Genomic DNA, 13,524 nt, shown 5'->3' with positions numbered 1-13,524 from the left:
ATTCACCTTACTCGGGTTGTCATTATACACGATGACCGGGTCTTGGGCGGTAGTTATACACCGTTCTATTTTCCAATACAAAAAGTCGAGAATATCTGACCGAGTATGTCTTCGGTCAAAGTCTCACCGGTAATCTCGCCCAAAGCAACAAGAGCAGCGTGCAATCTCAGCAGGATGATTTCCTCAAGCTCCCTTTGATTCATCAGCTCGCGCGCGTCGTTCAGCAGCTCGACGGCTTTCCGAATAGCCGCGTGCTGGCGGGCATCGGTCAGCATTATGTCATCACGTTCCACCGCAGCGTCACCCGCCAGCCGCTCGAATATCTTCGCGGTCAGTTCATCGAACCCACTCCCGGTCAGCGCCGAAATACTTACCACGTTATCCTGCCATTGGGCGAAATGAACCCCGGTCTCGTCGTGAATCTGCTCATCGAGTGTGTTCGGCAAGTCGGTCTTGTTTAGCGCGATTATGCGTCTCGTCTCCGGCACACTGTCGAGCAGTTCGATATCCTCTTTCCCAAATGGAGAAGAGGCATCCAGCACCAGAAGCGAAATGTCGGCGTCCGCGATAGCGCTTCGACTTCGAGTGATGCCGATGCTTTCGACAAGATCGGTCGTCTCCCGAATACCTGCCGTGTCGATGAGCCGGACGGGAACGCCTGAGATTGACGTGCTCTCATAAAGCGCGTCTCTTGTAGTCCCCGGCAACTCGGTCACTATCGCGCGGTCGCTGCCGATCAGCCGGTTGAAGACCGAAGACTTGCCGACGTTCGGACGCCCGACGATCGCGAGATCGAAGCCCTCTTTCAAGTATCGCCCAAAAGAAAAGCTGACCGCTATCGCGTTCAACTCGTTGATCACTTGCTCAAGCTTCGCAAGAAGAGCCGAGGCAGTCTCAGGAGAAATGTCGTCTTCTACAAACTCGACCGAGGACTCGAGATGAACGACTACTTTGACCAGCAAATCTTTCAGCGGGGTAAGCCGTTTTGACAGCTCGCCCTCTAGCTGTTTGGTTGCGACTCGCGCCTGATACCAGGTCTGAGCGTTGATGACATCGCGAACCGCTTGCGCTTGCGCGAGGTCGATGCGTTTGTTGAAGAATGCCCGAAAGGTGAACTCGCCGGGCTCGGCGATGCGCGCTCCCAGGTCGATTGCCAATTGGAGCACGCGCGCGAGGATGATCGGGCTACCGTGGCAACAGATTTCGACAACGTCTTCGCCGGTGTAGGAGCGCGGCGCCTTGAAGTAAGTGACAATGCCTTCGTCTATGATCTCGCCGGTGGCCGGGTCGACAACGCGTCCAAACTGAGCGAGGTTCGGGGTGCCCAGGGGCGCGCCGGATTCGATACGCAGGATCGATGTTGCCAGCTCGAGCGCCGCCGGTCCGCTCAGTCGCACCATCCCGATGCCACCCCGTCCCGGCGGCGTTGAAATGGCAGCGATGGTGTCGTCACGGAACATCGGTTTCGGGTTCAGAGTTCCGGGTTCCGGGTTCGAGTGCCTTCAAAACCCGGAACCTGGAACTCGGAACTCGGAACCTTATTTTGCGGGCCGAATCGTTAGCTTCCGATTCTCGCCGTTGCCCTGGCTTTCGGTTGTGACCGTATCGTCGGCGGCGAGCGCCAGGTGGATGATGCGCCGTTCGTTGGGAGTCATTGGGTCGAAGCTGAATGGTATGCGTGAGAGACGAACCTTCTCAGCCGCCTTCTCTGCCATCAATCGAAGTTCTTTTTCGCGCCGTGCGCGATAGCCGCCTGAGTCGAATACCAATCTGGTTTCTTCGCCGGATGCGCGCGCGAGGACGCGGTTCCCAAGATATTCGAGGGCATCCAGCAACTCTGCGTTGTGGCCCAGCAGTAAAGCGACATCGTCGCCGCGCACCTGAATCCTAAATCCGTCCTCGGTTTGGTCTGCGCCAGCTTTCAGATCGAGCCCCGAGGATCCAAGAACCTGATTTGTGAAGTCAACGACGAGATTCACATTTTCTTCCGACATCGCTTGATACTCCGAAGTGACTGGAAACCCCACAGACTAAAGTCTATGCTACCTCAGAAACCTTCTGCCTCCGCGCCGCCGCGCCTGTCTTGCCTTCTCTTGCCGCCCTTTTCCTTTGCACGTTTCTGACCGGCTGCTTTATCCGAAGCACGCGGACCGCCCTTGCCACCCGGCGGTCCTGCGGTTGCGACCGCAGCGCCGGGCGTCAACTCGGCCGTCCTGCGATTGATCCACAACTGAATCAAGACGCCGACCATATTGCTGACCATCCAGTAGAGGACCAGGCCACTGGGGGCCGAGAAGAAGAACAGCCAGGTGAGCATGATCGGCATCAGCCAGGTCATCATTATGCGCTGCATCTTCATCGACGGGTCCGCCGATGCCGGTTGCGGCGTCAGCTTGGTGGAAGCGATCATCGTCACGCACATGACGATCGGCAAAATCTTGAGCGGATCGGCTCTCGAGAGGTCGTGTAGCCACAAGATCCAGGGCGCGTGACGCACATCCAGAGACGAACCCAGGTACAAATACACCGCCCAGAAAATCGGCAACTGGAGTATCATCGGCGCGCAGCCGCCCAGGGGGTTCGCTTCCTTCATCAAAGCGAGCTGCTCCTGTTGAAGCTCCTGTAATTCCCTCTCGTGCTTCTTCGGGTTCTCCTTCAGCTTCTTCATCCGGTCCTGCATCTCTTTCATTCGCGGCTGGTGCTTTGCCGCCTTCTTCATTTTCTTCGAGCTGTAGAACCTGAGCGGCGACAGGAGCAGGTTAATCATCACCGTCACTCCAACGATCGCCCAACCGTAGTTACCAGTTAGTCTTTTAAGCCCGTTGAGCGCCCACGCCAGCGCGGGTACGAGCGGCCTGACGGCAAACGAAAACAGTCCGTAGTCGATGAGCGCGCCGAGATTCGCGCCCAACTCTTGGCCGACTGTCGCCAACAACTCGCGGTCCTTTGGCCCAACAAAGATGTGAAGAGCCGAAGTCGAGCTGACGGGTATGGCTGCAGAAGGATAATCAACCGGCGTTTCCTCGTGATTGGACTTCACCTGAAAATTGGTCAGAGTGATCTCAGGAACCGGCTGATTCGATTCCGGCACAGCGAGCATAGCGAAGTAATGGTCAGAGACTCCTGCCCAACTATACAGGTGCCTGAGCGTATCCACCGCCTGCGCGACGCTGTGGCCGTTCGACGTTCCGGCCGGTAGCAAATCGAGCGTAATTCGCTGGCCGTTTGCTTCACGATTCATCACGTGCGCGTAGCCGATAAACGCCGCGCCTTTGTCGGCGACGACCTTGATCTCCGCTACGCCGTCCGGGAGCGGCTTATCGAGGTCGATTTGATTTCCATCCACGGCAGTGATCGTCGCGAACGGCGGGGTTATGCTCGATCCGAGAATCTGCTGGCGGCTGCCGTCTCGGGTATAGGCGATAACTGAAGGAGGAGTGCTGTAACTTGATGTCTGCTTGTCGCTCTGATCTCCGAAGCGCGGGCCTAGAACGACTTCAGCCGGCTGATCCACCCCGGCTGATTTCACTTCTGCCTTCACATCGAACACGAAACTGCCGCCGTGGAAGGTGAACGACTTGGTCGCGGTGACCGAGGGCGAAGTGTAGGTGAAAATGATTGTGCGAGACTCGTCAGGACGGAGCGTGACTTCTTTGTCGTTGGGACCTAAGCCTTCGATTTGAAAGTTGACGCGGTTGAGCTGCGATGCGAGCTCAGGGGACCAGGGCGTGCGGAGGCTCAAAGGCGGTCTCAGCCCGTCGGGTATATGCTCCGGGATGAGCTGAAGCTCGTTGACATCTGCTCCGATTAGATCGCGTTCGACGCCGTCCTCTTTGTACTTTAGTAGAATCCATGATTTCGCCACGGCGCCGCTGTTCGAAAGCGTAGCGCGCCAGTAAGCACTGCCGCTTTCCCCCAGGGAGGTGATCGTAATATCGCGGGGCGCAACTTGAGTAGTCTGGACTTGCGTTTTAGGTTGTGAGGCAGCGAGCGCCGGCGCCGGCACATTCCGGGTGGCTGGCACGGGAGCTTGCTGCGGATTCGCTGTAGCTCGAGGCGGTGGAGCTTCTTCAATCTGAAGCGGCTCTTCAATCGGCGGCGGCGCCAGATAACGCATCACCAGAGGCCACGACATTAGCACGGCAAGCGAAAGAGCTAACGCCATTATGAGACGAGATCGATCCATCAAATCACATCAGGCGGAGTGTCCGCCCGTCCTTTGCTACCGTACAGGGTCATATCCGCCCGGGTGAAACGGGTGGCATCGCAGGAGCCGCCGCGCCCCCAGGTAAACGCCGCGCACCGCGCCGTATTTCTTGATAGCTTGCATTGCATACTCAGAACAAGTGGGGGTGAATCTGCACGACGGCGGGAGGAGCGGCGAAATGAGCAACCTGTAGGAGCGTATGAAAAAAATCAGAACGACCTTCACTTCTCGCCCGCCCTCTGTAGAAATGTGATGAATTCACCCTCAAAGTCGCGGTAATCAGCTTCCACCAAAGAATGCTTTACGTTAATGACTATATCAACTCCATGTGGCGCTAGCCATTTGTTTTTTCTGAACGCTTCACGGACCAGGCGTCTTGCGCGATTACGCTCAACGGAGTTTCCGATCTTTCGAGTCGCGGTGATTCCGATGCGAACTGTGCCAGCCTGTGTAGCGAGCACGAACGCGGTGAAATATTTGAATTGTATTTTTCGGCCTTCTTCGTATACGCGGCGGAACACGTCTCGCCGGAGGATCCTGTCCGTCTTAGGAAAGTTTTCGGATACCTCACCCATACTGAAAGGATGAACGCTGAGATGAACCCAAACCCATCAATCGTCTTTCATGGCTTGATTAGTAGTGCGCAGGTGTAAGCCGCTTGCGCCCCTTGGCTCGGCGCCGTTTGAGCACGAGCTGCCCGCCCTTTGTGCTCATGCGCACGCGGAAGCCATGCGTCTTGGCGCGACGGCGGTTGTTGGGCTGAAAAGTCCGCTTCATGTTTCTACACTCCTCGATAAACGGCTCTGCAGAAAAGATTAAACCTATAGAAACAGACCTGGGTTGTCAAGCGTTGGGGACTCGGCGTTCAAGACATTGTCGAGGTTCTGAGGTGTGCGCAAAAGAACGCCACCTGTTTTGAAATGGGACGCAAAATCAAAGCTTGCGCGGGCCCACCCTTGCGGGGCATTATTATTGACAGGGTATGGCGGCGATGTTAAGTTGGCCTCGAATCTCCATTCGGGCCTGCCCCTGTTAAGAAGATATGACAAAGAGAAGCGGCAACAGGTTTGACGACCGCAAGCGCGAGATATTTGCGACGATTGTGAAGGATCACATCGCCACTGGTCAGCCTGTTGGTTCGTTTGCGCTGGCCAAGCAGTCGCGCGAGAACTTGTCGTCCGCTACGATTCGCAACATCTGCGCGGAGCTGGAAGACGAAGGTTATTTGACGCACCCACACACGTCGGCGGGGCGTTTGCCCACTGACAGGGGCTACAGGTTTTATGTTGACAATTTCATAGGCTCGACGAAGCTTTCACGTTCTGATGCGGCGCGAATAAATGAACGTTTGCTCGATGAGCAGTCGCTGGCGGATCCGGAACTCCTAATGGAGCGCACGAGCCTGCTACTATCGCAGTTGTCCGATAACGTCGGGATAGTGGTGCCGCCCTCCAGCTCGAGGGACATACTTCATCACATCGAATTCGTTCGGCTGCCAGACTCGCGAATCCTCGTCATTACAGTGTCCAGCGCGGGCCGCGTGCAGAACCGCGTGATTCGCATTGAGGCTGAGTTCACGCAGGACGAGTTGAATTCAACTTCGCGTTATCTGGTCGAGAACTTTTACGGCTCGACGCTGGCGGAGGTTCGCGACGAGTTGTTGCTTCGGATGAGTGAAGAGAAGGCGCTCTATGATCAGTTCCTGCGCAACGCGGTGCTGCTTTGCAGCCAGAGCTTGCAGGAAGGTGATCAGCCCGACGTCTTCATCGAGGGTGCTTCGAACATTATATCGAAGCCCGACTTCGCGGATACCGAGCGCATTCGAGCGCTGTTTAAGATGTTTGAGCAGAAGAGCCGCATTGTGAAGATTTTGAATGAGTGCATAGACAGCGCTCGGCGCGAGGCGGTGGCGGTGCGCATAGGCAGCGAGAATCGATTTGCCGATCTGCGCGACTGCACGGTGATCGCTTCGCCGTGCGTTTATCCCGGAGGCGCCGCAGTGGGCAGCATCGGCGTAGTGGGACCGACCAGACTCGAATACGACCGGCTGATCGCAATAGTGGACTATATTGCGAGGTTGTTCGAGCGCGCACTCGACGGAGGTTCGGCTAGAACGCTCTAATTCCTCGCAAGTCGATCGAACGGCGGGAAGATCCAAGAAAAGGAAAATGCGAAATAAGAAGAACGTGGCACGGGAGATACCGATTAGCTTCGATGGCGAAGAGAGGCACGAAACGGACTCGGAAGAGGGATCTGATAAACCGGAGCGGGCGGCTGAACAAACCGATCAGCAGCAAAGCGTGGCAGCGGTAGCGGAAGAAGTTGATGCCCCTGAACCAAACGAGCCTCAGCAAGACCTCAGCTCTCAACTGCAAACCCAGGTCGACGCGCTGATGGCGGAGAAGGCTTCGCTGTATGATCAGTTGCTCAGACGGCAGGCTGAGTTTGAGAACTATCGCAAGCGGATCGAGCGCGAACGCGGCGAACTTTATCAGCGCGGTCGGGACGATGTGCTGTTGCAGTTCCTACCGGTGGTCGATAATTTTGAGCGAGCGCTGTCGAGCCTCGAAAGCAGTGAAGGCGATGCCGAAGCGCTGCGGCACGGTGTCGAGTTGATTCACAAGCAGTTTACCGACGCCTTGTCGAAGTTCGGACTCGAGGCCGTTGACGCAGTCGGGAAGACTTTCGATCCACACGTTCACGAAGCGGTGACGACTGAGGCGACCGACAAGCACAAAGAGAATACGGTTATCGCGGAGTTTCAGCGCGGATACAAAATCGGCGACCGATTGTTGCGCCCGGCAAAGGTGAAGGTCGCCTCCAGCCCCGAAAAGTAGTTGGTTTAGAGTTCAGGGTTCCGAGTTCCGGGTCGCATGCCGGATCACTAACTCGGAACCGGGAACCCTGAACCTGGAACCGTCAATCCCGCCCCTATCAATCAATCCGACCCCTTTTACCTTCTCGGTTTTTGTATGGATTAGGAGGCGATCTCATGGGCAAAGTTATCGGAATAGACCTCGGCACCACAAACTCATGCGTTGCGATCTTGGAAGGTGGCGTGACTCAAATTGTCCCGAACAAAGAAGGCGGCCGGACAACGCCGTCGGTGGTCGCTTTCACTGAGAAGGGCGAGCGATTGATAGGTCAAATAGCCAAGCGCCAGGCAATAACGAATTCTGCAAATACCATCTACGCCGTGAAGAGACTGATGGGCCGCAAGTTCGACTCGCAGGAAGTTCAACGCGCTTGTCAGGTGTGCTCGTACGAAATCACTGAAGCGGCAAACGGCGACTGTCGGGTGCGAGTGCGCGGCCGGGATCATTCGCCGCCCGAGCTATCCGCGATCCTGCTTCAACGCCTGAAGCTGGCGGCGGAGGAGTTTCTTGGCGACGAAGTGACAGAAGCCATCATAACGGTGCCCGCCTACTTCGACGACATTCAACGGCAGGCGACGAAGGACGCGGGTAAGATCGCGGGCCTGACCGTTCAGCGCATAATCAACGAACCGACGGCCGCCGCGCTTGCCTACGGGCTTGGCAAACACGAGAATGAGCGAATCGCGGTGTATGATCTGGGCGGCGGCACATTCGATGTCTCGATAATGGAGATGGCCGACGGCGTTTTCGAGGTGCTGTCGACATGTGGGGATTCATTTCTGGGCGGCGAGGACTTCGATCAGCGCATTGTCGATTGGATGATCGAGACCTTCAAGCAGGAAACCGGAATCGATCTGCGTCCCGACAGGCTCGCGCTTCAAAGGCTGAAGGAAGCGGCTGAGCGCGCCAAGTGTGAGCTTTCCACCGCGACCGAGTCTCAACTGAACCTGCCCTTCATCGCCGCCGACCCGACCGGCCCCAAACACTTCAACAAGACACTCACTCGGACAAAGTTTGAAGAGCTTGTCCTCGATCTGGTCGAGCGCACAATCGAGCCGTGCCAGAAAGCGCTTGCAGACGCCAAGCTGGGTCCCGAACGGATCACAAAGGTGCTGCTCGTAGGCGGCCAGACTCGTTCGCCGATAATCATCAGCCGCGTGCGCGAAATCTTTAAGCGCGAGCCTTCAATCGAGATCAACCCGGACGAAGTCGTGGCGATCGGCGCGGCGATTCAAGTCGGCGTACTGGCGGGCGATGTGAAGGACCTGATCCTGTTAGACGTGATCCCGCTATCGCTGGGCATCGAAACACGCGGCGGATTGTTCACCAAGCTTCTGGATCGCAACTCGACCATACCGACGAAGAAGAGCCTCGTGTTCACAACGGTCGCCGACAATCAGCAGGTTGTAGAAGTACACGTGTTGCAAGGTGAGCGCGACATCGCAGCCGGCAACCGCAGCCTCGCCCGCTTCGAGCTAGTCGGCATACCGGCCGCTCCGCGCGGGCTGCCTCAGATCGAAGTCAGTTTCGAGGTGGACGCAGACGGTATCGTTTCTGTTTCTGCGCGCGACAAGATGACCGGCCTCGAGCAGGCGATGCGTATAACGCCGTCGTCGGGGCTGTCGGCCTCGGAGATATACGACCTCATTGAAGAGGCGAATCGTAACGTCGAGACGGATCGCCGGCAGAAGGAAATCATAATCGTGCGAAACCGCCTCGAAGGGTTGCTTCAAAACACGGTGCGGTCTTTCACCGAATTTGGGTGGATGCTCACGTCGAACGACCAGGAATTCGTGCGCAACACCATCGAACACGCTAGAGACACATTCGCGTCAGAAGACTCAACCGAGATGCGTTACACGCTGGAACAACTCGAAAGATCCGCTCGGCTGATCACCGACGCGATGTTCCGGCCGACCGGACTTGCATCCGGTCCCGAAGACAAAGAAGACGAGACCGCGCCGTTGTCAGAGGTGTTGTAGAGTTTGCTATAATCGGTTGCCTATTTAGTTTCTGGTTTCTGGTTTCTTGTTTTCGGGTTCCTGGGTTAACAAGAAACCACAAATCAGAAACTAGAAACCAGAAACCAGTACGAGAACTAGGAACCAGATTTGAGCGGCAAACGCGACTACTACGAGATACTCGGCGCTCGCCGCGAGGCGACCGATCAAGAGCTCAAACAAGCGTACCGGCGCCTCGCGATCAAATGCCATCCCGACAAGAATCCCGGCGACCGCGAAGCCGAGGAGCGCTTCAAAGAGTTAAACGAGGCCTATACAGTCCTCTCGCAGCCTGAGCTTCGCGCCCGCTACGACCGATTCGGTCACGCGGGAGTTGGAGCGGGAACTGCAGCGGGAACAGGCTTCGGCCAGGGATTCCCGGGATTCGAAGACCTTTTCGATATGTTCGGCATTGGGGACATGTTCGGCGGTCGAAATACCCGGCGAGCTGGACCCCGCCGGGGCTCGGACCTCAGATACGATATAGACCTAACACTCGAAGAAGCCGCCGACGGATTGAAGACTAAGATACGCGTTCCGCGGCTCGAAACTTGCGAGGTCTGCCGGGGAAGCGGCGCGGCCGAAGGCTCGCAACCTGTGCGCTGCTCCGCTTGCGCGGGGAGCGGACAGGTCCGATATCAGCAGGGTTTCTTTTCGGTCAGCCGCACCTGCTCGACGTGCCGCGGGAACGGCAAGGTAATCAAGGATGTGTGCCGAGGGTGCCGAGGCGAAGGCCGAGTTGAGCGGGAAAAAATGCTCGAGATCAAAATTCCCGCCGGTGTCGATAACGGCTCGCGCTTGCGCATAGCCGGAGAAGGCGAGGCCGGCGAGTTAGGGGCGCCTCGCGGCGACTTATATGTCATCGTGCACGTGAAGGAGCACCAGCGTTTTGAACGCCGCGACGCAAATCTGTATTGCACTATCGCGATCTCCTTCGCTCAGGCCGCGCTCGGAGCAGAGGTCACTGTTCCTACGCTTGAAGGCGAACAGAGTCTGCGCATTGCCGAGGGCACGCAGAGCAGCAGCGTGTTCAGGCTCAGAGGGAAGGGAATGCCGGTTCTTGGCGGGCGCGGGCGCGGCGACCTCTACGTCGCAGTCAGCGTCATTACACCAACGAATCTCTCACGCGAGCAGCGGCGGCTGCTGGAAGAACTCGCCGGCCTCGAAGCCGACGGCCATCAGGACCGGGGGATTGTGGACAAGGTAAAGGATATTTTTGGCTAGGTGCAGCGTCTGTCGCGCACTGATCGATGCGCAGCCTGGTTCCGCGGTTCACACTCTACGGCCCGGTGGTCCACGATCAAATCAGGAACCTTCTTTCTAATACTCTTGCCGAGTCTCTCAATCTCGACGATCTCCAGTGGTTTCGAGACATTGGCCGGTTGCGGTCCACAACTGGCGCCCGGGCACGTTTCTCTTACAAATATCTGAAGCCCATCTTCTGTTTTGGCTATCTTCGCGATCGATGTGGTGCAGGATCCGCCGGTGTAGTGGTGAAAGACGGCTAGCACCATCCGCGTGGTGAAGTCTATCTCTGGCAGCGGGGGTCTGGCTGGAAATGTGATATGCGCCAGTTTCCACACCCTTTTCCACTCTCGTCTGTCTGTCACCAAGTAGATAACCGAGGAGTTCCCCGGTTCAAGCGGACCCGCGGTCACGTATTTGACGATGGTCTCAAACGGTATGGTCTCTTCGGGTTGCTGCCCCGAAACGGTTGGCGTGGCTACAAACAGCAATGCCGCGGCACAGAGAAACAGAATTCGGACTCTTGTTAGCGCAACCTCCACGAAAGCGACTCCTCGTAAGAACGCGGTCGAATCTTCGCAGTGGCTCATGCTACTTCGACGGAGCGTAGAAAGGATTCGTGCCCGAACCATGATCGGTGGTGTCGAGTATCTCGCGGACTTGAGGCACCTGCTCGCGAATCAATCGCTCGATACCCATCTTCAAAGTAACATCCGCCGCGCCACAGCCCTGACACCCGCCGCCCATTCGGATGAATATGTTGTCGTCCTGAACATCAAGCAATTCAACAAACCCGCCGTGGGCAGCCACTCCTGGGTTGATCATCTCGTCGAGGACTTGCTGTACCCTCAACCTCACGTGCTCGGGGGGCAGTCGATCGCCTTCAGGAATCTCCGGCGCGGGATTCAAAGAGGCCCGGATGACTGTGCCGACACGCTTACCCAACTGGCGCCAATCTTCCGCGCCTCCTTGAGTGACGTCGACCAGATTGTTGTTGAGCTCGACCTTCATGATGCCCGGAATCTTGAGCAGCCTATCTGCCAGGTCGTTGTCCTTCGCTTCTTCAGGTGTGTAGAAGACGGCAGACGCTTCATGCACGGGCCGATCGACCGTGAAGCGGCACACGTGAATGTCGTTCCGATCTACTTCAGCTTTGATTTGAATCGCTAGGGGTGAACTCATGATAGTGCTCCTGTCTTGGTCTTCTTCTTTCGGGTTTGATTATAGACGATTCTCCGAGCAGATATCCATGCGGGCCTGACAATCGGGTGCGCGTCAGGTTTTCGCGCACCACCTCCGAGAGAGACTATGAAACTTCTGGGAATACCACCCACTGCCAGTGGGTGGTATTCCCGGAGTTTCCACCGATAGATTGTTCTTGCGCCCTACATCCCCGCTCTTTTTTCAAGGGGACCAAACTGGTCCCGCGTTGGCTCCGCTCAGCAGAACCACGCTTCAGTTAGTCGCGGCGGGCGCAACCGCGAAGGGTCGGCCGGCAGCGCAAGTCGAACCGCTGGCGCATCACCTCGAGCTGAGAGCGCCAATTCGCGAATGTTGTAGAACGTCTCGACCGGGTCTTCGATTCTGCCAGCCGCTTGCTCGACAAGCGCGCTCACTCGCCTGTGCAATTCGTCCATACGCGGGTCGGTATGCGCCCACTCGTAGGAGAACGACTCTTGAACCAACTGCCCCAGCCAGCGATAACTATCTGGCTGCGACAACAGCAGCGAGCCCGGCGGAACAAGCAACCGGATGCTGTACTGAACCGGGTCCACGTGATCGATCAAGACCTGCGATTCTACAAACTCTAGAACGTCTATGTAGTCGTCGATCGTTGCCCACGGCGTGAACGAAACGAATGTCGGCCTCAAGACGATGCCCGCTCCGCGCAGTATCCGAAGCGCTTCGATAACGTCCTCGCGCGTGTGACCTTTGTCCAGATGCTCAAGGACGGTGTCGCTCAACGACTCAACCGCCGACACAACAAAAATGCAGCCGGCCCGCGCGAACTCAGGAATCAGCTCGCGGTGTTTGAGGATGTGCTCGACCTTGGCGGTAAAATCAAAAGTGAGTTCCGGAAACTCTTCGTGCATCGCGCCGGTGATGCGAAGCGAGTGTCCGGGCCCGTTCAAAAAATCCGGGTCCCCAAACGTAATATGCCGGGCGCCGGAAGCTACGAGCCCGCGAATGTCTTCGAGCACAATGTCCTCTGGCACTACGAAGAAGCGCCCGTTGTAAACCGATGGTATTGGACAATGCGTGCAGTGATGCAAGCACCCGCGGCTCGCTTCGACATAACCCACGAGCCGTAGCTCGCCGTTGTACTCGAGCTGCGCGTAGTGCTCGAGCGGCACAAGCGCGCTGCGGCCGGGCGCTGCGAAGTTGAGCCGCGCGAGCACCGGCTTCGATGCGCGGATTCGAGTGCTAACTTCCTTGATGTCGATCGGCGCTCCGGACTGAACCGCTCTTATGAGTTGGACGAGCGCTTCTTCAAACTCTCCGCCGATCACCGAGTCGGCAACTGTGTTGAGCAAGTAATCCGAATTGAGCGACGCATAGAGACCATAGAAACAGATGTGACATTCTGGGTTGAGCTTGCGAATCTCCTCCGCCACCCGGACACCCAGCCGCAATGCGGTGTGCATCGGAACGGAGATGCCTACGAAGCGTGCGCGCTTAACTTTGTCCGGGTCGAAGCCTTCGACCGAAACGTCCATCGCTTCGGCGGCATAGCCTGCGCGCGCCAAAAGCCCCATCGGCATGGCGATCCCCGCAGGCTGATGACCCAGCTCGTAGCACGATACAAGCAGTGCTGCTTTCTGCTCTCTCACGTAGAATCTCCGTCCGTGCTTTTCCTTGTGTAGCGATCCACAACGTCGATGAGCCGGTTGAGCCGTTCATCCGTGCGCTCATGACCGCCAGCCAGTCCCGACAGCCGAGTCTCAGTCCGCGTCTGCGCTTCCGCTAGTTCTCTGAGTGAATCCTGAGTCCGCGCGTGCGATTCTGCCAGTTCTCGAATTGATGCCTCAGTCCGCGCCTGCGATTCTGCTAGTTCTTTGAATGAATCCGCAGTCCGCGCCTGGAGTTCTCCAAGTCTTCCATCAGTCCGCGTCTGCGCTTCTGCCAGTTCTCGAATTGACGCATCAGTCCGCGCCTGGAGTTCTCTAACTCTGCCATCGGCCTGCGCTTGCGCTTC

The 13,524-nt window shown here is 57.1% G+C and carries 13 protein-coding genes; 4 read left to right on the top strand and 9 right to left on the bottom strand.

What is annotated here, in order from left to right:
• Nucleotides 1-65: 65 nt before the first annotated feature.
• The 5 genes from mnmE to rpmH form a co-directional block, all read right to left on the bottom strand.
• Nucleotides 66-1,460: a tRNA uridine-5-carboxymethylaminomethyl(34) synthesis GTPase MnmE gene (mnmE, locus tag AABO57_21075; GenBank protein MEK6288219.1), complete on the bottom strand. Its 1,395-nt coding sequence runs from the start codon at nt 1,458-1,460 to the stop codon at nt 66-68.
• Between the two features lie 78 nt (nt 1,461-1,538).
• The gene (locus AABO57_21070) at nt 1,539-1,994 is read right to left on the bottom strand and encodes a R3H domain-containing nucleic acid-binding protein (protein ID MEK6288218.1); all 456 of its coding nucleotides are present in this window, start codon (nt 1,992-1,994) and stop codon (nt 1,539-1,541) included.
• A 53-nt stretch (nt 1,995-2,047) separates the two neighbouring features.
• Nucleotides 2,048-4,186 carry a YidC/Oxa1 family insertase periplasmic-domain containing protein gene (locus AABO57_21065; protein ID MEK6288217.1) on the bottom strand — a complete coding sequence of 713 codons (2,139 nt, stop codon included), beginning with the start codon at nt 4,184-4,186 and terminating at the stop codon, nt 2,048-2,050.
• Between the two features lie 36 nt (nt 4,187-4,222).
• Nucleotides 4,223-4,432 (bottom strand): membrane protein insertion efficiency factor YidD, encoded by a 210-nt coding sequence (gene yidD, locus AABO57_21060; protein MEK6288216.1) that lies wholly within the window; start codon nt 4,430-4,432, stop codon nt 4,223-4,225.
• Between the two features lie 408 nt (nt 4,433-4,840).
• Nucleotides 4,841-4,984, bottom strand: coding sequence for a 50S ribosomal protein L34 (gene rpmH / locus AABO57_21055; GenBank protein ID MEK6288215.1), 144 nt, complete (start codon nt 4,982-4,984; stop codon nt 4,841-4,843).
• Between the two features lie 265 nt (nt 4,985-5,249).
• On the opposite strand from rpmH, the gene hrcA reads away from it, so the two are divergent.
• From hrcA to dnaJ, 4 genes are all read left to right on the top strand, one after another.
• The gene (gene hrcA, locus AABO57_21050) at nt 5,250-6,329 is read left to right on the top strand and encodes a heat-inducible transcriptional repressor HrcA (protein ID MEK6288214.1); all 1,080 of its coding nucleotides are present in this window, start codon (nt 5,250-5,252) and stop codon (nt 6,327-6,329) included.
• A gap of 46 nt (nt 6,330-6,375) precedes the next feature.
• Nucleotides 6,376-7,044: a nucleotide exchange factor GrpE gene (grpE, locus tag AABO57_21045; GenBank protein MEK6288213.1), complete on the top strand. Its 669-nt coding sequence runs from the start codon at nt 6,376-6,378 to the stop codon at nt 7,042-7,044.
• A 155-nt stretch (nt 7,045-7,199) separates the two neighbouring features.
• The gene (dnaK, locus tag AABO57_21040) at nt 7,200-9,065 is read left to right on the top strand and encodes a molecular chaperone DnaK (GenBank protein MEK6288212.1); all 1,866 of its coding nucleotides are present in this window, start codon (nt 7,200-7,202) and stop codon (nt 9,063-9,065) included.
• A 129-nt stretch (nt 9,066-9,194) separates the two neighbouring features.
• Nucleotides 9,195-10,307 carry a molecular chaperone DnaJ gene (gene dnaJ, locus AABO57_21035; GenBank protein ID MEK6288211.1) on the top strand — a complete coding sequence of 371 codons (1,113 nt, stop codon included), beginning with the start codon at nt 9,195-9,197 and terminating at the stop codon, nt 10,305-10,307.
• Here dnaJ and AABO57_21030 read toward each other — a convergent pair.
• From AABO57_21030 to AABO57_21015, 4 genes are all read right to left on the bottom strand, one after another.
• Nucleotides 10,304-10,918, bottom strand: coding sequence for a hypothetical protein (locus AABO57_21030; GenBank protein MEK6288210.1), 615 nt, complete (start codon nt 10,916-10,918; stop codon nt 10,304-10,306). The genes dnaJ and AABO57_21030 overlap by 4 nt on opposite strands.
• A gap of 1 nt (nt 10,919) precedes the next feature.
• Entirely contained in the window at nt 10,920-11,510 is a 591-nt protein-coding gene (locus AABO57_21025; protein ID MEK6288209.1) for a NifU family protein, read from the bottom strand.
• A gap of 257 nt (nt 11,511-11,767) precedes the next feature.
• Nucleotides 11,768-13,159 (bottom strand): CUAEP/CCAEP-tail radical SAM protein, encoded by a 1,392-nt coding sequence (locus tag AABO57_21020; protein MEK6288208.1) that lies wholly within the window; start codon nt 13,157-13,159, stop codon nt 11,768-11,770.
• On the bottom strand, nt 13,156-13,524 hold a 369-nt coding region (locus AABO57_21015), incomplete at its 5' end, for a hypothetical protein (GenBank protein MEK6288207.1). The genes AABO57_21020 and AABO57_21015, both read right to left, overlap by 4 nt.

Source organism: Acidobacteriota bacterium, assembly GCA_038040445.1.
GTDB lineage: Bacteria > Acidobacteriota > Blastocatellia > UBA7656 > UBA7656 > Onstottus_A > Onstottus_A frigus.
This window is presented reverse-complemented; position numbering and strand designations above follow the sequence as displayed.